Source organism: Salinisphaera sp. C84B14 (genome assembly GCF_040361435.1).
In the GTDB taxonomy this organism is placed as follows: Bacteria; Pseudomonadota; Gammaproteobacteria; order Nevskiales; family Salinisphaeraceae; genus Salinisphaera.
On the sequence record NZ_APNL01000009.1, the window covers coordinates 24671 to 43869 of the forward strand.

General features: G+C 63.7%; 19 protein-coding genes. 7 read left to right on the forward strand and 12 right to left on the reverse strand.

The annotated features are described in order from the left end of the window. Positions 1–91 precede the first annotated feature (91 nt). Positions 92–556, forward strand: coding sequence for a GNAT family N-acetyltransferase (locus C84B14_RS09435; protein ID WP_348765351.1), 465 nt, complete (start codon positions 92–94; stop codon positions 554–556). 9 nt (positions 557–565) lie between these two features. Here C84B14_RS09435 and C84B14_RS09440 read toward each other — a convergent pair whose 3' ends face one another. Beyond that, positions 566–1441 carry a LysR family transcriptional regulator gene (locus tag C84B14_RS09440; protein ID WP_353223620.1) on the reverse strand — a complete coding sequence of 292 codons (876 nt, stop codon included), beginning with the start codon at positions 1439–1441 and terminating at the stop codon, positions 566–568. 87 nt (positions 1442–1528) lie between these two features. Between C84B14_RS09440 and C84B14_RS09445 the strand changes: the two genes are divergently transcribed. Then, positions 1529–2284, forward strand: a complete 756-nt coding sequence (locus tag C84B14_RS09445; protein WP_353223622.1) for an NAD(P)H-dependent oxidoreductase — start codon at positions 1529–1531, stop codon at positions 2282–2284. 58 nt (positions 2285–2342) lie between these two features. Here the strand turns inward: C84B14_RS09445 and metE are convergent, their stop codons facing one another. Continuing rightward, positions 2343–4619: a 5-methyltetrahydropteroyltriglutamate--homocysteine S-methyltransferase gene (gene metE / locus C84B14_RS09450; protein ID WP_353223624.1), complete on the reverse strand. Its 2277-nt coding sequence runs from the start codon at positions 4617–4619 to the stop codon at positions 2343–2345. A gap of 138 nt (positions 4620–4757) precedes the next feature. Between metE and C84B14_RS09455 the strand changes: the two genes are divergently transcribed. Together C84B14_RS09455 and C84B14_RS09460 are read left to right on the forward strand one after the other, a co-directional pair. Beyond that, positions 4758–5651 carry a LysR family transcriptional regulator gene (locus C84B14_RS09455; protein ID WP_353223626.1) on the forward strand — a complete coding sequence of 298 codons (894 nt, stop codon included), beginning with the start codon at positions 4758–4760 and terminating at the stop codon, positions 5649–5651. 850 nt (positions 5652–6501) lie between these two features. Then, a complete protein-coding gene (locus C84B14_RS09460) occupies positions 6502–7134 on the forward strand; it encodes a 2-hydroxychromene-2-carboxylate isomerase (protein ID WP_353223628.1) in 633 nt (210 codons plus the stop codon). 139 nt (positions 7135–7273) lie between these two features. Here the strand turns inward: C84B14_RS09460 and C84B14_RS09465 are convergent, their stop codons facing one another. The 3 genes from C84B14_RS09465 to yidD all read right to left on the reverse strand — a co-directional run bounded on the left by C84B14_RS09465 (position 7274) and on the right by yidD (position 11149). Then, a complete protein-coding gene (locus C84B14_RS09465; protein ID WP_293623607.1) occupies positions 7274–7537 on the reverse strand; it encodes a type B 50S ribosomal protein L31 in 264 nt (87 codons plus the stop codon). Positions 7538–7592: 55 nt separating this feature from the next. Then, entirely contained in the window at positions 7593–10781 is a 3189-nt protein-coding gene (gene ileS / locus C84B14_RS09470; protein WP_353223630.1) for an isoleucine--tRNA ligase, read from the reverse strand. An 89-nt stretch (positions 10782–10870) separates the two neighbouring features. Beyond that, positions 10871–11149, reverse strand: a complete 279-nt coding sequence (yidD, locus tag C84B14_RS09475; RefSeq protein WP_353223632.1) for a membrane protein insertion efficiency factor YidD — start codon at positions 11147–11149, stop codon at positions 10871–10873. Positions 11150–11256: 107 nt separating this feature from the next. On the opposite strand from yidD, the gene C84B14_RS09480 reads away from it, so the two are divergent. Together C84B14_RS09480 and C84B14_RS09485 are read left to right on the forward strand one after the other, a co-directional pair. After that, positions 11257–11673: a SufE family protein gene (locus tag C84B14_RS09480; RefSeq protein WP_353223634.1), complete on the forward strand. Its 417-nt coding sequence runs from the start codon at positions 11257–11259 to the stop codon at positions 11671–11673. A 100-nt stretch (positions 11674–11773) separates the two neighbouring features. After that, positions 11774–12544 carry an SDR family NAD(P)-dependent oxidoreductase gene (locus C84B14_RS09485; protein WP_353223636.1) on the forward strand — a complete coding sequence of 257 codons (771 nt, stop codon included), beginning with the start codon at positions 11774–11776 and terminating at the stop codon, positions 12542–12544. Between the two features lie 253 nt (positions 12545–12797). Here the strand turns inward: C84B14_RS09485 and C84B14_RS09490 are convergent, their stop codons facing one another. The 4 genes from C84B14_RS09490 to C84B14_RS09505 form a co-directional block, all read right to left on the reverse strand. Continuing rightward, the gene (locus tag C84B14_RS09490) at positions 12798–13973 is read right to left on the reverse strand and encodes an alpha-hydroxy-acid oxidizing protein (RefSeq protein ID WP_353223638.1); all 1176 of its coding nucleotides are present in this window, start codon (positions 13971–13973) and stop codon (positions 12798–12800) included. Between the two features lie 133 nt (positions 13974–14106). Then, positions 14107–14898: a ZapG family protein gene (locus tag C84B14_RS09495; RefSeq protein ID WP_353223640.1), complete on the reverse strand. Its 792-nt coding sequence runs from the start codon at positions 14896–14898 to the stop codon at positions 14107–14109. A gap of 229 nt (positions 14899–15127) precedes the next feature. After that, positions 15128–15541: a CoA-binding protein gene (locus C84B14_RS09500; protein WP_353223642.1), complete on the reverse strand. Its 414-nt coding sequence runs from the start codon at positions 15539–15541 to the stop codon at positions 15128–15130. A gap of 5 nt (positions 15542–15546) precedes the next feature. After that, a complete protein-coding gene (locus C84B14_RS09505) occupies positions 15547–16353 on the reverse strand; it encodes a hypothetical protein (protein ID WP_348765364.1) in 807 nt (268 codons plus the stop codon). A 92-nt stretch (positions 16354–16445) separates the two neighbouring features. On the opposite strand from C84B14_RS09505, the gene C84B14_RS09510 reads away from it, so the two are divergent. Continuing rightward, entirely contained in the window at positions 16446–16949 is a 504-nt protein-coding gene (locus C84B14_RS09510; protein WP_348765365.1) for a hypothetical protein, read from the forward strand. A gap of 14 nt (positions 16950–16963) precedes the next feature. Here the strand turns inward: C84B14_RS09510 and gpmA are convergent, their stop codons facing one another. From gpmA to C84B14_RS09525, 3 genes are all read right to left on the reverse strand, one after another. Then, entirely contained in the window at positions 16964–17713 is a 750-nt protein-coding gene (gpmA, locus tag C84B14_RS09515) for a 2,3-diphosphoglycerate-dependent phosphoglycerate mutase (protein ID WP_353223644.1), read from the reverse strand. 50 nt (positions 17714–17763) lie between these two features. Then, positions 17764–18108: a 3D domain-containing protein gene (locus tag C84B14_RS09520; RefSeq protein WP_353223646.1), complete on the reverse strand. Its 345-nt coding sequence runs from the start codon at positions 18106–18108 to the stop codon at positions 17764–17766. Positions 18109–18221: 113 nt separating this feature from the next. Continuing rightward, positions 18222–19091: an alpha/beta hydrolase gene (locus tag C84B14_RS09525; RefSeq protein ID WP_353223648.1), complete on the reverse strand. Its 870-nt coding sequence runs from the start codon at positions 19089–19091 to the stop codon at positions 18222–18224. Between the last annotated feature and the right edge of the window lie 108 nt (positions 19092–19199).

Sequence of the window (19199 nt, forward strand, 5' to 3'; positions counted from 1 at the left end):
GGCGCGAAGGCCGTGCCGCGATAGGATGTGACTGCGAAGTCCTAGGGCAGGCGTGCAGACTGACTGCGTTCAAAGAACACCGGGAGTGACCATGTCCGAACTCGTTTTTCGTACGGCCCGGGCCGCTGATCTCGACGCGCTCGTACAGCTGCTGGCCGACGATGCCCTGGGCGCGACACGCGAGTGCCCATCCAGCCCGTTGCCGACGAGTTACAGCCAGGCGTTTGCAGCGATCGATGCCGATCCCAACAACGAGCTCATCGTCGCCGAGCAGGATGGCGAGATCGCGGGCATGCTGCAGCTGACCTATATCCCTTATCTGACCTATCAAGGAAGCTGGCGCGCGCTGGTCGAAGGCGTACGCATCGCCGGTAGTCGACGCGGTCAGGGGCTCGGCCGAACGCTGTTCGAATGGGCGATCGAGCGCGCAGAAGAACGCGGCTGCCGACTCATCCAGCTCACCACCGACAAGCAGCGTCCCGACGCCCTACGCTTCTATGAAAGCCTGGGTTTCGTTGCGTCCCACGAAGGGCTTAAACGCACGCTCGGCAACTGAATCGGCGCCCTATCCACCGGCCAGCCGCAAACGCACATCCGGGCTGGCGAACGCATCGATGAGTGCATCTCTAAGCGCGCGAACACGCGCCGTACGTCGCATGTCCGGATGGACCAGCAGCCAGGCCGGCGTGGTCAATTCCGGTATGGGCGCGCCGACGCGCAGCAGCTGCGCATCGGTATCGGCGAGATAACAGGGCAGCAGCGCGTCGCCCAGCCCGTCGGCTGCAGCACGCTGCATGGCAAGCATGCTGTCGACCTGCAAGGCGATATCGTTCGCGTCGACGCCGGCGGCCATCCATCGATGCAAGGCCGCAAACGGCACGGCTTCGCTCAACCCCACCCAGGCATTCGACGGCGGCGCATGCTGCGCACAGCGATAACGCGCCATGACAATCTCGCCAAGGCGCTGGGCAATCAACGGGTCCGGCGGCTCGTCGGCGGCGCGAATCGCCAAGTCGGCATCCCGGCGTGCCAGATCGAACGGCGCATTGGATAGGCGTACGTCCAGGCGAATGGCCGGAAAGCGTTCCCGAAACGTGGCCAGCATGGGCGATACGAGCCCGTGCAGCAGCGTATCCGTGGTGGTCAGATGCACCGTACCGGCCGGGGTAACATCCCGCCCGGCGATACGGCGCGCGGCATCCACCACCGCACCGTCCATGTCGTCGGCCACGGCCACCCATTCCGCGCCGACCGCGGTGGGCACATGACGCCCCCGATCCCGTTCGAACAGCGCCGTGCCCAGGGCGCGTTCACAGGCGATCAGCCGTCGATAGACCGTGGCGTGGTGCAGCCCGAGCGTGCGTGCAGCACCGGCCAGCGTTTCGGCCCGTGCAATGGCCAGCACCAGGCGCAGATCGTCCCAGGCGATATCGGTTTGCATAAGCGCAAATACAGCTTGCCGTTCTGTCTATTTCGTGACGATAACGCAAACAGCAGACTAGCGGCCTGATTTCTACTCGCAGACGTCATGCACGCCCATATCGTATTCGCCCATCCCGAACCGAAATCCTTCAACGGCGCACTCGCCGATATCGCCGATGAAACCCTGGCCGGCCGGGGCATGACGGTCACACGCTCCGATCTGTACGCGGAATGTTTCGATCCTGTCGAAGGCCCGGCCCACTATCACGCGGACGAGCGCGCCGACGCGGGCTATTTCTCTGCTTTAACCGAACAACGCCACGCCGGCAACGAGCAAAGCCGCGCCGCCGAAATACAGCGCGAAATCGATCGATTGACCGCGGCCGATCTGGTCATCCTCCAGTTTCCGCTCTGGTGGCATGCCCAGCCGGCCATCCTCAAGGGCTGGTTCGATCGCGTGTTCGTCTACGGCGAGCTCTATACCGGGCGCCGGCGCTACGACGAAGGCCATTTTCGCGGCAAGCGCGCGATGCTGTCGGTGACCACCGGCGGGCCGGCGGCCACCTTTTCGCCCTACGGCCGCGGCGGGCCGATCGAGCGCCTGCTCTGGCCCATCCACTACTCGCTGCACTACATGGGCTTCGACGTATTGGCGCCATTCGTCGCCCACGGCATCCAGGGCGGCGGCATCGCCTACGAACAGCGCGACGTGTTCGAGCAGCACCTCGACAGCCTTAAACACGACTGGGCCGAACGCCTGAGCGCGCTCGATTCGGCCCGACCGATCCCATTCACCGGCTGGCCCGACTGGGACGCAGACGGCGTATTACGCGCCGATCACACGCTGCGCTGGGGGCCGTGAGATCGCGCTCGGCCGTCCCGGAATTCATCGGGACGGCCGAACGGTCGCGGTGATCGGCTCAGGCGGCCTGCCTCTGCCGCAGCTCGCGGGCGGCATCGACCATATGTTCGAGCGCGGGCCGAACCTCGGCCCAGCCGCGAGTCTTGAGGCCGCAGTCCGGGTTCACCCAGATCCGCTCGGGTGGCAGCACTTCGGTCGCTTTTTCCAGCAGCGCGATCATTTCCGCCTTGGCCGGCACGCGCGGGCTGTGAATGTCGTAGACGCCGGGGCCGATCTCGTTCGGGTACTGGAATTTCACGAAGGCGTCGAGCAGCTCCATCTGCGAACGCGAGGTTTCGATGGAAATACAATCGGCGTCCATGGCCGCGATCGCCTCGATGATGTCGTTGAATTCCGAATAGCACATATGGGTATGCACCTGGGTGTCGTCGGCGACGCCGCCCGCGGTCAGGCGAAAGCTGGCGCTCGCCCAGTCCAGATACTCGGCCCACTCGGAACGCCGCAGCGGCAGGCCTTCACGAAAAGCCGCCTCGTCGATCTGGATGGCCGCCAGGCCGGCGGCTTCGAGATCGCAGACCTCGTCGCGAATGGCCAGGGCCACCTGTTTGACCGTTTCGGATCGGGGCTGGTCGTCGCGCACGAACGCCCACTGCACCATGGTGACCGGCCCGGTGAGCATCCCTTTCATGGGCTTGTCGGTCAGCGACTGGGCATATTTCGACCATTTCACGGTCATCGGTTCGGGCCGCGACACATCGCCGAAGATGATCGGCGGCTTCACATAGCGGGTGCCATAGCTCTGTACCCAGCCGAACTTGGTGAAGGCATAGCCGGCCAGCTGTTCGCCGAAATACTCCACCATGTCGTTACGCTCGAATTCGCCGTGCACGAGCATGTCGAAGCCCATGGCTTCCTGCATGGTCACGGCCTCGGCGATCTGGGCTTCCAGAAAGGCGTCGTAGTCGGCGTCGTTCATATCGCCGCGCTTGTGGGCCGCGCGTGCCTTGCGCACCTGCGCAGTCTGCGGAAAGGAGCCGATCGTGGTGGTCGGAAACGCCGGCAGATCGAGTTTGGCCTGCTGTTTTTCAGCGCGTTCCGGGTAAGCAGAAAAACGCTTGTAGTCGGCCGCGCCCGTATTCGCCACCCGGTTCTTGACCGCGCTGTCATGAATACGCGTCGAGTTGGCACGGTCCACCATCGCGGCCGCGTTGGCGGCAAGCATGTCCTTGTCGACCTTGCCGTTCGCCGCACGGGCGAGGAACACGATTTCGTCGAGTTTTTCCTCCGCGAACGCCAGCCAGTTGAGCAATTCGTCGTCGAGCTTGTGCTCGCTGCGCAGGGTGACCGGGCAATGCAGCAGCGAACAGCTGGGCGCGACGATCAGACGCTCGCTGCCCAGTTCGCCGAGCACGGGCTGCAACCGGTCCAAGGCGCGCGTGAAATCGGTTTTCCAGATATTGCGTCCGTCGACGATGCCGACCGAGAGCAGCTTGTCGTCGGACAAACGTGCGGCTACGGCTTCGACTTCCTCGACGCCGCGTACGCCGTCGATATGCAGGGCGGCGACGGGCAGCGATACGAACAGCTCGCGGTTGTCGGCCAGCGCGCCGAAATAGTTGGCGACCATGATCTTGATGCCGGCAACGCCCGCGAGCGCATCGTAGGCCTTGCGAACGACCTCGCGCTGGGCGTCATTCAGGTCCAGCGAAAAGATCGGCTCGTCGATCTGCAGCCATTCGGCGCCCTGCTCGGCCAGCCGTTCGGCGATCTGGACATAGATCGCGATCAGCTCGTCGGCGAGATCGAACTTGTTCAGATCGGAGCCGTCGGTGACCTTGCCGAGCGTCAGATAGGTCGCCGGACCGACGATCACGGGCTTGGTGATGATGCCCTGTGCCTTGGCCTCGGCGAACTCGTCGAAGATCTTCGTGCCCACGAGTTCGAACGTCGTGTCGCGGGTGAATTCCGGCACGATGTAGTGGTAGTTGGTATCGAACCACTTGGTCATTTCACAGGCAATCGCAGCATCGGTGCCGCGGGCCATGTCGAAGGCCACGTCGATATTCATGGCCTCGCCATCCCAGCCGAAGCGCTCGGGCACGTTGCCGATGAGACACGACAGCCCCAACACCTGGTCGTAGAAGGAGAAATCGTTCGACGGGATCAGGTCGATGCCTGCCGCCTTCTGTTTCGCCCAGTTGGCGCGACGCAGCTCGGCGCCGGTGGCTTCGAGGCCTGGGTAGTCGAGATCGCCTTTCCAGTAGGCCTCGGTGGCCTTTTTGAGTTCGCGGCGTTCGCCGATACGCGGAAAACCGAGGTTCTGGGAAATCGTCATGGTCGCTCCGATGGGTTGGGTGCAGCCGACGTCCAAATGCCTGACGCCGATGTTCGCGAACCGGAACTCTATAGCGCGCTACCAATGAATAACATTGGTATATTTACATCGATATATGAATTCATCTCATTAAATGCCATGATCGAGCGTATCCACCTGAGCATCCTCCGGGCCATCGACCGGGAAGGCTCGCTTACCGCGGCGGCGCGAACCCTGCATTTGAGCCAGTCTGCGCTGAGCCATGCGATCCGCAAGCTCGAACGGCGCTCGGGTAGCACGATCTGGAGCCGGGAAGGACGGCGGGTACGACTCACCGCTGCCGGCGAGCAGATGCTGGCCGCCGCCAATCGGCTGCTGCCCCAGCTCGAACGGGTCGACGACATGCTGGCCGACTATGCCAGCGGCGCCGTCGGCTCCCTGCGTATCGGCATGGAATGCCATCCCTGCTATCGCTGGTTGCTCAAGGTGGTGGAGCCCTATCTGAGCGCCTGGCCCGGGGTGGATGTCGATGTGGTCCAGCAGTTTCAGTTCGGCGGCATGGCCGCCCTGTTCAACCACGAGATCGATATCCTCGTCACGCCCGACCCGCTCAAGAAGAAAGGCGTGCAGTTCGAGCCGGTGTTCGATTACGAACAGGTGCTGGCGGTGGCGGCCGACCATCCGTTGGCCGCGTGCGGCGCGGTACAGGCAGAAGATCTGGCTGCAGAGACGTTGCTGTCTTACCCCGTCGACCCCAGCCGGCTGGACGTGTACGTATCGCTGCTCACCCCGGCCGGCGTGACGCCGCATCGCCACAAGACGGTGGAATCGACCGACATCATGCTGCAGATGGTCGCCGCTGGGCGTGGCGTGGCCGCCCTGCCGCGCTGGCTGATCGAGGAATACCAGCCCCAGCTTGCCATCGTCGCCTGCCCCCTGGGCGAGCAGGGTATCGCCAAACAGATTCATCTGGGCGTGCGCCGCGGTGATCGCGGGCTGCCGGCGCTCGAGGGGTTTCTTGAGCTTGCCGCTGCGCATAGGGAGAGGGTTTGACTGAGGGGCCGCGTCGGGTTTTCCGTCGCAGCGCAGCACCCTAGACCAGATTTACCCCTGGAGTTAAGTCGGAAAAAACAGGCCCAGGCTATCTGCTTTCGGCGCTCACGAGTCTGTCAGTCCTTTGGTTTCGCGCTGCTGCGCGACCCACTTTCGTTTGCTTGTCCAGGTAAGTAGGCAAAGGAAAAGACGCCCGGATTACACGTCGGCGCTACGCGCCGAACCACTGCCAATTCGTTCGATAAGTTCTCGGGCCGAAGGGTGCGGCCCCTTGATGACATAAGTAGGCCGGATCGCTTTCGCGATCCTCAAACAGGCTGGCCGCCCCGGCGCCGTGCGCCGGAACCCTTCGGCCCTGTGCTTCTCGTTCGCTTCACACGGAGCCCGAATACAGCGGGTAGCCCATAGCGATCAGTCGGTTCAGCTACATACCGGAACCGAGGCCGTTGGCTGCGTTCTTGTCGGCTTACGCTTCGCTAAGCCGACCTTAAGCGAGCGCCAGCGAGCTTGTCTGTATCGGCCCCTTGGGCGTAGCGCCGAGCAGTGGAGGCCGAGCGCGGATCAAGCCGGCCGGATGTTTGAGCGAAGCGAGTTTCCGGCTGGCCCGCGTTCGGCCGGAGCCGCGCAGGGCATCGGCGCGCAGCGCCGACGCAAGACAGGGTGTCTTTTCTCTTGGGTACTTCTCTTTGGACAAGCAAAGAGAAGTACCTCGCGCAGCAGTGCGAAACCCAAAGCCAAAATTTGCCTGCTCAATTGATCCAGAACTCAAACGATTCGAACCGCAATAGCGCCAGTGCTCACGTGTTCCGCTAACCTCGATTTTCGCCCCGCAGCCCGCTCAGGACGCTCAATGAACGAAACCCGTACCATCGACTGGTACTTCGATTTCATTTCCCCGTTCGCGTATTTCGCCTGGCAACGCCTGCCGGAGCTGGCCACGGATGCGACGATCACGTATCGACCGATTCTGTTGGCGGGATTGCTCTCCCACCACGGTCAGAAAGGCCCGGCCGAAATCGGTCCGAAACGACGCTGGACCTATCGCTGGTGTGCCTGGCATGCACGCGAACACGGGCTGGCGTTTCGCATGCCGGCCGCGCATCCGTTCAATTCCCTGCCCTATCTGCGGCTGGCGATCGCGGCCGGCAGCACTACGCAGGCGATTGATCGTATCTTCGCCGGGCTATGGACGACCGGCGTCGATGCGCAGGATCCGGGCGTGGTGCAGACGCTGGCGCAGGCGCTGAACGTGGACCCGGCCCGGCTGGCCGCGCCCGAGGTCAAACAGCAGCTGCGCGTCGAGACAGAGCAGGCCTGTGCGCGCGGCGTATTCGGTGTACCGACGCTTGCGATCGGCAAGGAACTGTTCTGGGGCGCGGATGCGATGCCCATGGCCGCGCAATACCTGGCTGACCCGGCCAGCCTCGACGACGATGCCGAGATGCAGCGGGTGTCCGCGCTGCCCATCGGCGCCATGCGTTGAAACAGCCGCCCCATCCGACGCCCCGGCCTCGCAACGCAAACGCCGGACACGCAAAAGCCGGCCGGCGTATTTCACGCCGGCCGGCTCGAATTCAGCGAGCCCCGCGCCCGAATCAGATCGGGCGCGGGAGCCAGAAGCCTTACTGCTTCTTGGCGCCCTTCATCATGCCAAAGCGCCGGTTGAAGCGCTCGACCTTGCCGGTCGTGTCCATGATGTTCTGCTTGCCGGTATAGAACGGGTGCGTCGCACTCGTGACTTCCAGCTTCACGAGCGGGTACTCGTTGCCATCTTCCCATTCGATGGTTTCGTTGGTCTCGATGGTCGAGCGCGTGAGAAACGCGAAATCGCCGCCCATGTCCTTGAATACGACGGGGCGATAGTTGGGGTGGATGTCTTTCTGCATGGCCTGCTGTCTCGACTGTCGATCGTTAAAAAGTAAAACCGTTGCGATACGCGCGTTATCGAACGCGCGCCAGGGCTAGCGTGATCTGCGCGCCGTCGATATCGAAGGCCTGCTCGACCTCGCCCGACGGCTGCGCGTTCGGCGCGTACGCTTCGGCCAGGGTTTCACGCGCGATCACCGCCCTGTGGCTTTCGATCGCTTTCGCCAGCTCGTCGTCGGCGTGATACTGCACGCGAATCCGATCGGCGACATGAAATTCGGCCTGTTTGCGCAACCGCTGTACGCGATTGATCACTTCGCGCGCCAGCCCGCGTTCGCGTAGTGAATCCGTCAGTGTACTATCAAGTGCGACCGTAACGCCATCTTCGCGGCCGACGAGCCAGCCTTCCACGCCTTCTGCGGATACCAGCAGGTCGCCTTCGCCGAGTTCGATATCCTCGCCGTCGGCGGTGACGATCAGCCGCATGTCACGCATGTAACGCGCGATGGCTTCGTCGTCGAGGGCCGCCACGGCGCCGGCCACCGCCTTCATCTTCTTGCCCAGACGCTTGCCCAGGGTCTTGAAGTTGGGCTTGGCGCTGCGCTTGACCAGATCGCCCTCGCCGGCCACGAATTCGATGGCGTCGACGTTGATCTCGTCGCGCACGATGGCGGCGATGGCGTCGACGTCGGCGCGTGCCACCTCGGCTTCCTCGACCACTAGAATGCGTGCCAGCGGCTGGCGCACGTTCAGCCCGGCTTCGTTACGCAAGGCCAACGCGTTGGCCACGATCGCCCGTGCCAGCGCCATGCGCCGTTCCAGGTCGGCATCGATGAGCGCGGCATCGGCGGCCGGGAAGTCGGCGAGATGCACCGATGCCCGTGCGCCGTTTTCGTTGGCCAGCTGCCCGTACAGCCAGTCGGAGAAGAACGGCGCGATCGGCGCCATCATCGCTGCCACATCGCGCAGACAGGTGAGCGTGGTGTGATAGGCCGAGCGCTTGTCAGCGACGTCTGATTCGCTGGCATCGCCGCCGGCATCGGCACGCGCGCCGGCCCAGAAACGGGCCCGCGAGCGGCGGATATACCAGTTCGAAAGCGCGTCGATGAAGCGCTCCACCGCACGCGCGGCCCGGGTCGGGTTGTATTCGTCCAGTGCGGCCGATGCTTCGGCGGCCGTGGATTGCAGCCTGGAGAGAATCCAGCGATCCAGCTCCGGCCGCTCTGCCACGGCCGGTGCCGGGGTATCGGCGTTGAAACCGTCGATATTGGCGTAGGTGGCAAAGAACGAATACACGTTTTCCAGGGTGCCGAACACCTTGGTACGCGTTTCCCGCAGGCCGCGGTCGGCGTATTTGGTGTTATCCCACGGCGGGCTGTTGGCCAGCATGTACCAACGGATGACGTCGGCGCCGTGGGTATCCAGGGCTTCGAACGGATCGACCGTATTGCCCTTGGACTTGGACATCTTCTCGCCGTTGGCGTCGAGCAGCAGGCCGTTGACCACGACGTTCTTGTAGGCCGGCGAGTCCTTGATGAGCGTGCCGATGGCATGCAGCGAATAGAACCAGCCACGGGTCTGATCCACGCCTTCGCAGATGAAATCGGCCGGGAAGTTGGCCTCGAAGCGTTCCTTGTTTTCGAACGGGTAGTGCCACTGGGCAAACGGCATGGCGCCCGAGTCGAACCAGACGTCGATGATCTCGGGCACCCGGCGCATGGTGCCGCCGTCTTTTGCCATCCAAGTGATGGCATCGACCTGCGGCTTGTGCAGATCCAGCGTGTCGTCGGCGGCGACCTGATCGCCGGCGTACTCGCGCAGCTCGGCAATGGAGCCGATGACGACGATATCGTCCGGGTTGTTGTCGTTGACCCAGATCGGCAGCGGCGTGCCCCAGTAGCGATGCCGGGACAGCGCCCAGTCGACGTTGTTTTCCAGCCAGTCGCCGAAGCGGCCGGTGCCGACATGAGCCGGGAACCAGTTGATGCGGTCGTTGTAGGCGACCAGCTTGTCCTTGTTCTGCTGGGTTGCTACGAACCAGGACTCGACCGGGTAGTTCATCAAGGGCGTGCCCTTGCGCCAGTCGTGCGGGTAGTTATGCACCGTCACGCTCTGCTCGAACAGCAGCCCGCGCTCCTTGAGATCGCGCGCCACCGGCTTGTCGGCGTCCTTGAACCACAGCCCGCCCACTAGCGGGAAGTCGGCCTGGAAATGGCCGTCGCGCTCGATCGGATTGAATACCGGCATGCCTTCGGCCGTGGTCACCCGGAAGTCATCGGCGCCGAAGGCCGGCGCTTCATGGGCAATGCCGGTGCCATCGTCGGTGGTAATGAAATCGGCCGCGATCACGCGCCAGGCCTGATCGGCCTCGGGATGATCGGCAAAGCAGTCGTAGGGCGGCTTGTAGCGCTTGCCGATGAGCACATCGGCGCCGAAGGTTTCCAGGATTTCGGCATGCTCGCCGAGCGTGGCGGCCACACAGTCGCGGGCCACGATGTAGACCGATCCATCCTCGCCGCGTGCCTTGGCGTATTCGATTTTCGGGCCGACCGCCAGGGCCACGTTAGATGGCATGGTCCAGGGCGTGGTGGTCCAGGCCAGAATCGCCACGTCGGGCTCGTCTTCGAGGAAGAACTTCACCGTGATCGACGGATCCTGCACTTCCTTGTAGCCGAGGCTGACCTCGTGCGACGACAGCACCGTGCCCGAACCCGGCGAATACCAGTGCACCTTGTGGCCCTTGTAGAGCAGGCCCTGCTCGTGGAGCTGCTTGAGCAGCCACCACACCGATTCGATGTACTCGTTCGAGAAGGTGACGTACGGCGCATCCAGATCGGCCCAGAAACCGATGCGCCGGGTCAGTTCGTCCCACTGGGTCTTGTAGCGCAGCACGGACTCGCGACAGGCGGCGTTGTATTCGGCGATGCCGTAGTTCTCGATATCCTCGCGCGAGGACAGCCCCAGTTCCTTCTCCACCTCGATTTCGACCGGCAGGCCGTGGGTATCCCAACCGGCCTTGCGGTCGACCCGATAGCCGCACATCGTCTTGTAGCGGCAGAAGGTGTCCTTGATCGTGCGCCCGAGCACGTGGTGGATGCCCGGCCGGCCGTTGGCCGTGGGCGGGCCTTCATAAAAAGTGAAGGTCGGGCCATCGGCACGCGCGGCGGTGCTGGCCTCGAATACGTCTTCCTGATCCCACCAGCGGCGGATATCGCCATCCAGTGCAGACAGATCCAGCGGCTTGTGTTCGGTGAAACCGGTCATGGGCGAGACGTCGATCCAGGCGGATTAGTCAATGAAAGCGCGCCATCATAAACCCTGCGTGCGCCCCATGCATCGGTGCTACGCCGCTGTCAACGCTTGTCGCGGGGTGGCGGCACCGGGTCGAAACCGCCTTCGCGCAGCGGATGGCAGCGGGTAATACGCCGAAACGCCAGCCAGGAACCGCGAATCGGCCCGTGTACCTTCAGCGCCTCCAGCGCATAGGCCGAGCAGCTGGGCATATAGCGACAGCGCGGGCCCAGCAGCGGCGAGAGCGTATAGCGATAGATCACGATCGGCAGCTGCAGCAGGCGCACAACCAGCCAGCGCAGCGCTGTCGAGATTCTGGCCATGGCCGATGGGCTTTGCATGTGGCCAGTCTAGCCGCTGGCGACGGCGTACACGAGTGCGAACGCTTGACTGGCGCGCGCTATGGCCCAAGCTTGTAACAGGTACACCCTGCTTGAACACGCGCCCTATGGATACACAGATCGAGCAACTCAAGACCACCTTCGAGATGCTGCCCGACTGGGAGGAACGCTATCGTTTCATCATCGATCTGGGCCGCAAGCTCGAGCCGCTGGACGACGAAGAGCGCAACGAGGCCACCCGCGTGCGCGGCTGCATGAGCCAGGTGTGGCTCGTGGCCGACGAAAGCAACGACGACAAGCTGCATTTTCGGGGCGATTCGGATGCCCATATCGTGCGCGGGCTGATCGGCGTGCTGCTGATGATCTATTCCGACAAGACGCCGCAAGAGATCGCCGAGATCGATATCAACCAGATATTCGCCGACCTCAACCTGGAACAGCACATCACCATGAACCGGCGCAACGGGCTGTACTCGATGGTGGAAACCATCCAGCGCACCGCCCACCGGCAGCTCGATTCCTAGCGACAGGCCCTAGCACCGCAACGATCGGCTATGCTGCGGCGTCGATTCACGCCGCGCCTTGGCCTGACTTTTCATGCGCGGCCCGCTCAGGAATTAGCGCATGTCCAACAATCGTCCCGTCGCCCTGATCACCGGCTCCTCCTCCGGCATCGGCGCGGCCACTGCCCGCCGGCTGTCCGAACGCGGCTACAATGTGGTCATCAACTATTCTCGCAGCGCCGAGGCCGCCGAACAGGTAGCCGCAGAATGCGAAGCGCTGGGCGCAGAAACGCTCGTCCAGCAGGCCAACGTGGCCGAGGATGCGCACTGTCGCGCCTTGGCCGACAGCGCGCTCGAACGCTGGGGCCGTATCGATGCTCTGGTCAACAACGCCGGCACCACCCGTTTCTGCGCGCACGAAAACCTTGAAGGCCTGAGCGCACAGGATTTCCAGGACCTCTATGCCGTGAATACGGTCGGCGCTTACCAGATGGTGCGCGCGGTCGCGCCTGCGATGCAGGCCGCTGGCACGGGCAGCGTCGTGAACGTGGCCTCGATTGCCGGCGTGATGGGCTTTGGCAGCTCGATCGCCTATGCCGCTTCCAAGGGCGCGCTCATTACCATGACCAAGTCGCTGGCACGAGCACTCGGCCCGGCGATCCGCGTGAACGCGGTCTGCCCCGGCTTCGTACGCGGCAGCTGGCTGGCCGAAGGCCTGGGCGAGAAACGCTACACGGCGATGATCGAGCGCCTGGAAGCCAACTCGCCGCTGGCCCGTGTCTGCACACCCGAAGACGTGGCCGAGTCGATCGCCTATTTCGCCGCCGGCGCAGGCATTACCACCGGCGAAACCCTGCTGCTCGACGCCGGCATGCATCTCGGGCGCATGTAATACACCGCGCGTTGGGCGTAGGTCGGATTAGCGAACCGTAATCCAACAGGGAACACCGCACGCAAGCCGCGCCTCGCCCCGTGGCTGCGGCCGGCCCCGAGGCGCTTCCTGTGGGCTTACGGCCTGCGGCCTAAGCCAACCTACGCCAACCTACGCGGCTTCGGCCAGGTATTGAGGCCGCAGTGGACGTAGGTTGGATTAGCGAAGCGTAATCCAACAGGGCACAAGGCAGGCAAGCCGCGTCACGCCACAATCAATAGCGAACGGGCGCGATCGCTGCGCGTGTGAGCCCGTCGATCCGATCGTGGCCGGTCAAGGCCAGGGTCAGATCGATATCGGCCAACAGCCGGCGCAGGACTTCGGCCACGCCCTGCTCGCCGGCACAGGCCAGCCCCCAGGCGAACGGGCGCCCAACCAGTACCGCATCCGCGCCCAGGGCCACTGCCTTGAGTACGTCCGCACCACGACGAATGCCGCTGTCAAAGAGTACGGTCATATGATCGCCCACGGCGTCCACTACACCGGCCAGGGCATCGATCGCGGCAATACTGCCATCGACCTGGCGCCCGCCGTGGTTGGACACGATCACGCCGTCCATGCCGGCACGGCGCGCGGCCAGCGCGTCTTCGGGGTGTAGCACGCCTTTCAGGATCAGCGGCAGGTTCGTGGCCGCACGCAGCTTGGCCAGATCGGGCCAGCTGCGCTCGGGCGAGGCATACACCTGCGACCAGTGCTTGACCGTGGCAATCACGTCTTCTTCCGGCGCCTTGTCGAGCCCGGCACGAAAGACCGGATCGCTGGTGTAGTTGGCCAGCCCCTTGCCCTGGAGAAACGGCAGATAGGCGCCTTCGAGATCACGTTCGCGCCAGGCCAGCATCTTGGTGTCCAGCGTGATGACGATCGCTTCGTAGCCGGCTTTCTCGGCCCGCTGTACCAGGCTGGTGGCCAGTTCGTCGTCGTTGGGCCAGTACAGCTGATACCAGCCGGTGGTGTCGCCGAGCTCGTGTTTGACCTGCTCCATCGGATAGGACGACACCGTCGACAGGATCATGGGTACGCCCACGTCGGCCGCGGCGCGTGCGACCGCGAGCTCGGCGTCGGGATGCAGAATCTCCTGGACACCCAGCGGGGCGAGCATCAACGGCGTGGCGTGCTTCTTGCCGAGCACCGTGGTGGTCAGGTCGCGTTCGCTCACGTCGGTGAGCATGCGCGGAAACAGCGGATAGCGATCGAAACTGCTGCGATTGGCCGCCATGGAGGCCTCGCCCGCGCCGCCCGCCACATACCAGTAGGCCGCGGGGTCGAGCACGTCCCGCGCTCGCGCTTCCAGGTCTTCATAGCGCAACGGCAACGTGGGCAGCTCGCCCTTGAGCCCGGCGCTGTAGATACCGAACTGATGGTTACCGTAGGGGGTATTGCTGCGTTCCACCGGCTTACTCCTCGATCATTGTTTTATTTCGTATGCGCCGGCGCTCCATACGAAAACAGCCGGCACAGGGCCGGCTGAATCAGAACAGTATTTCGTTTTTCACGCAAGCGCATGGAGCGCCGACGTGAGCCGATCATTCCAGACCGTAGCGCTTGCCGTCCTTGTTCTTGCTTTCCTTGTTCCAGGGCCGGTCGTTGGAGGAGTCGCTGTTCATCACCGCATCGCGGTTGGCGGCATCTCCGGTATTCGTATCGGCCTTGGCATCGGGCCTGGCCTTGGGATCGGTATCAGCCTTGGCGCCAGGCGTGGTCGCGCTGCCGGCCTTCTCGGCCCCCGCTGCGCTCGCAGACGCTTTAGAGTCGGCTTTCGCCGCTGTAGCGGCAGTATCGCTTTGGTTCTTGCCCGGTGCCGATGCGGCCGCCTTGGCTGAGGACTGGCTGCCCGCCGGCTCGCTTGTCTTGGCCTGCGTGGACGACTGGGGGTTGGTCCCGGCCGATTTCTGCGGCGCGGCGGCGGGTTTGGCTTCGGCCGTATTGTTGGCGCTGCGATCGCCGCCCTGCTTCGACTGGGCGGCCTGGGTCTTGGTAGCCGATTGATCGACCGGCGTGTCGCGGGTAATCGCTTCCGGGGCCGGCGGCGGGGTCACCAGCTTTTCCGGATGCATTTCGGCCAGCTTCTCGGCGCCATCGGCCATGTGCTTATACATGTCGCGATAGTCGTCGACCATGCGCGACATGATCGCCGAGGTCTGTTCGAAGTGTTCGCGTACGTCGTTCTTGTAGCTGTCGTGCTTTTCCGTCGCCTCTTTCATGGCCACGGATTTCTTGCCGCCAAAGCGGCTACCGAGGAAATAACCGACCGCGAGCGCGATGCCGGCGCATACGACGACGATCAGGATGAGGACAAGAGGGCTGAGATTGGCCATGGAGCGGTATCTCCCGGGGGCAGGGCATGAATCGGACGTGCGCCCCATACTGTGTCGTCGCGCCGCGAACGGCAAGTGCCAAGCGTGCAACCTTGGTCGCGATCGACGGCCTTGCGCGCCGTCTGCGTGGGGCAGACGCAGGGGCACGGCAACACCCTGGGCTCGCGGCCCGTCACTGGCAACAATCCTGCGCCAGCAACGGGCGGTTCGAGCCGAGGCTATGGGCTTGTCAGCCCAGCAGGCGCCGGTACTCTTTAAGCATGCACCGATCCATGATGACTTCGATGCCGGCATCCACGGCCTTCTGCGCGGCTTCGTGGTGAATCACCCCTTCCTGCAGCCACAGGGTGCGCACATGGCGCTCGATGCAGGCGTCGACGATCTGGGGTACGTGCTCGGAGGAACGGAACACGTCCACGACATCCGTCATACCCGTGACGTGACGTAGATCCGGGAACGCGTTCACGCCCAGCACTTCACGCTCGTTCGGGTTGACCGGAACGATATCGAAGCCCTCGCTCTGGAGCGCCTGGGCGACTTCATGGGACGGCCGGTCCGGATTGGAGGACAGCCCGATCACGATCACGCGACGGGTCTGCGCCAGGATTTCTCGAATACGACTATCTTCGGTAACTATCGGCATGTGAATCAGCTGGAAACGGGGGTGAAATTCTCGCTCACGCGATCGCTGGCGGCGGAGAGCGTGTCGATGATTGCGTTCTTGAGCGCCTGATTGGCCCAGACCAACTCCGGCTGGTTTTGCAGCGCGGTATATTCGCTCAGGGTGCTATCGTCGACGTCGCGATAAACGTACAACAGCATCAGCGGCACACGCTGTTCGAGCTTGTTGCCGATGTCCGCGCGCGTTTCGGCCACCATCTGCTCCACACGGCTGTTATCGACCTGGTATTCCGCCGCCGAGGCTTCGTTGCGGGCACGGATCATGGCTTCGAGCAGGGTGACGTTGAAGTCGGTCTGCAGCTCCACGACCTTCATGTTCTCGGCGAGCATATCGACCTTGCGCAGACGCTCCTTGCGTTCCGGCGTGGCCGGCTGTTCGACGAACGCCTTGAAGTTGGCGGCGAAGTCCGGATCCCCGGTGGCCGACTCCAGCGCGATCATGCGGGTGGCAAGCGGCGTATGCAGGGCATCGGCCGCGCTCATGAGCGCACGCTGCTGGTCATCCCGGGCGGCGGCATCGCGCAGCCGATCGAGCACGTCCTGCTGCAGCGTCTGCGGATCGTAGGCTTCGTAGACGGCATCGCGCAGCGCGCTGCGCGTGGTCGTATCCACGTCGTCGGGCAGGTTCTGGTTGAGCGACTGCGTGACCGCAGGCGCGGCCTGGGCGAGCAGATCCGGCACGTCGTAAGCGGCCATCACGCGGTCGGCGGCGCTTTCCTGCGCCGCTTTGTCGGCCGGGCCGGTCGCACAGCCCGCCAACACGGCAGCAGCCATCAACACGCCAATAAGATAGGATTTCGCTTGCGGTTTCACGTTTCACCTGTGCATTGAGCAATCTGCATACTGTACGCCAAAGCCCCCACGCCGTGCCCGAAACGCTTGCGGTACTCGCCGTCGAGGCGCTTGGTTTCGAGTCGCTGAGGCGCTTTTTCGGCCGTCTGGGCCTGACGCTTGCGCGTGTGCCCAAGGGCCAACCCATCCCCGGCAGTTTCTGGGGCGACGAGGAAGCCGGTCTGATCGGCGACACGCTTTACGTGCGCGACGATACGCCGGTGCATTCGGCCATGCACGAAGCCGGCCACTATGTGTGTATGGACCAGACGCGCCGCGACGCGCTGCACACGAACGCCGGCGGCACCTACGACGAGGAAAACGCGGTCTGCTACTGGCAGATTCTGGCCAGCGAACATCTCGACGGCATGAGCCAAGCGCGTATGTGCGCCGACATGGACCGCTGGGGCTACACCTTTCGCCTGGGCAGCGCCGCGGCCTGGTTTGCCGAGGACGCCGAAGACGCCCATGCCTGGCTCGTCGCCGCCGGCCTGATCGAGCCCGAGAGCGGTGCGCTCAATATCGGCGTTCGCCGCTGAGCGCACGCCCGCGTTTATTTCGACTTGGCCTGATCGGCCACCGCTTTCGCGGCCGCCTCTGCGGCCTCGGCATCGCCCAGATAACGCGACTCGATGACGTTGAGTTCATCGTCGAGCGTGTAGAGCTGCGGAATACCGGTGGGGATGTTCACGCCGGTGATCACGTCGTCGGCAATGCCGTCGAGGTATTTCACCAGTGCCCGCAGGCTGTTGCCGTGGGCGGTGACCAGCACCGTCTCGCCGGCCTTCAAGCGCGGTGCGATGGCGTCGTGCCAGTACGGCAGCACCCGATCGAGCGTGAGCGCGAGGGACTCGGTGCCCGGCAGCACGCGCGCATCCAGATGCCGGTAGCGCGGATCGTTGCGGGGGTGGCCCGGATCGTCGGCGGCCATTTCCGGCGGCGGAATATCATAGCTGCGGCGCCAGATATGCACCTGCTCCTCGCCGTGCTTGGCCGCAGTTTCGGCCTTGTCCAGACCCTGCAGGCCGCCATAGTGGCGCTCGTTCAGGCGCCAGTGGCGTACCACCTCGACCCAGGGCTGTTCCAGCTCCTCGAGCGCGAGCCACATGGTCTTGATCGCGCGCTGGAGCATGGACGTGAACACGATATCGAAGCGAATGCCTTCTTCGGCCAGCAGGCGGCCCGCCGCGCGCGCCTCGGCCCGGCCCTGATCGGTGAGGTCGACGTCGACCCAGCCGGTGAATCGGTTCTCGAGGTTCCACTGGCTCTGGCCGTGGCGTAGCAGTACGAGCTTGCCGGGCATCGTCTCTCCTTGTATCGATGGACGGCCGACGAACGCTCGCCGGCCCGTTATCAGCTGCCGGGCTCGGCCCAGCTGATACGCAGGTCGTGTTGTATACCGAATTCGCGTGCCGCGTCGATATCCTTGCCCATGTAGATATCGATCTTGTTACTCCAGCGGCTGTTCATCTTATCGCGAACCACATACACCCCGGGCATGCCCTCGATCTTGACCCGAGCACCGTGGGTGAGCCCCTGCTTGATCAAATCCCGCGATACCGCAATGGCGCGCATGCCGGGACGCAGCTCGTCCCCCCAGGCCGCGACCGAAGGCTTGTTCGCCGTGGTCTGCCAGGGCACGGAATTATAGGCTGTAGCCGAGACGCTGAGTTCTTTCCATTCGACGGACTCGGCCATCGCCGTGGAAACTGACGCGCACAGCAGTACGAGCACGCTTATCGTTGTTATGACAAAACGACGCATGATTACGTAGGCGACTAGATTAAGCCGCGCAGAATACACGCCGAAGCTTAACGTAAGCTGTCCGAGGCCACTTTGTTGATGAAGGCGGCGAAGTCGTCGAGCTCGCTTCCCGTCCCGCGCAAAGGCGCGACAAGCGGTGCGATCAGACCAATATGCGACGTCTTGGGATAGATTTCCAATTCGGCGCTTCCACCGACCTCATTCACGCGAGCTGCCAGGTTTCGGCTATTTTTCGGCAACACCGTTTTATCCGCCGCGCCGTGCATGAGCAGCATCGGCGGCTCGTCGCCGTCGACGAACTCGATGGGCTGGCTCTGCGGCCAGTCTTCGCGCGGCGCGAAAATCTCCTGCAGCACCGGATCGCGAATGGGCAGAAAATCATAGGGCCCGGCCATGCCGACGAAGCCGGCCAGCGCCGAAACCGATGAACCGGCCGCGTTCAGATAGCGCCCGTCGGTGGCCAGCATGGCCGCGATATGCGCGCCAGCCGAGTGGCCGGAGACGAACAGGTTCTCGGCATTGCCGCCATAGTCGGCCGCATGCGCCTGCGCCCAGGCCACCGCCTTGGCCCCGTCTTCGACGAAACCGGGGAAGGTCGTGGGCGGATACAGCCGGTAATCGGGCAGCACCGCGATGAAGCCGCGCGAGGCCAGCGCCTGCCCGACGAAGCGATAGCCGTTCTTGTTACCGCTCTGCCAGCTGCCGCCGTAGAAGAACACGACGACCGGCGCGCCAGCCGCGTGTTCGTTGGGCACATAGACATCGAGCGTCTGGCGCTCGAGATCGCCATAGGCAATATCCGCATGCCGATCGTAGCCCCAGCGCGGGGTCAACGCATTGGCCCAGAACTGCCCGGAGCATGCCGCGAGTAACGAAGACACGACCAAGCCGCTCAAGCCGAGAAGAAATCTATGCACAGTGAAGCCTCTTCATAACGTAGCGAGCGACGGTAGGTTGGCTGGCGCTGGAGCGCAAAAACCGCAATGTATAAGCGCATACATGAGGATTTCGAGCACCAACGACAG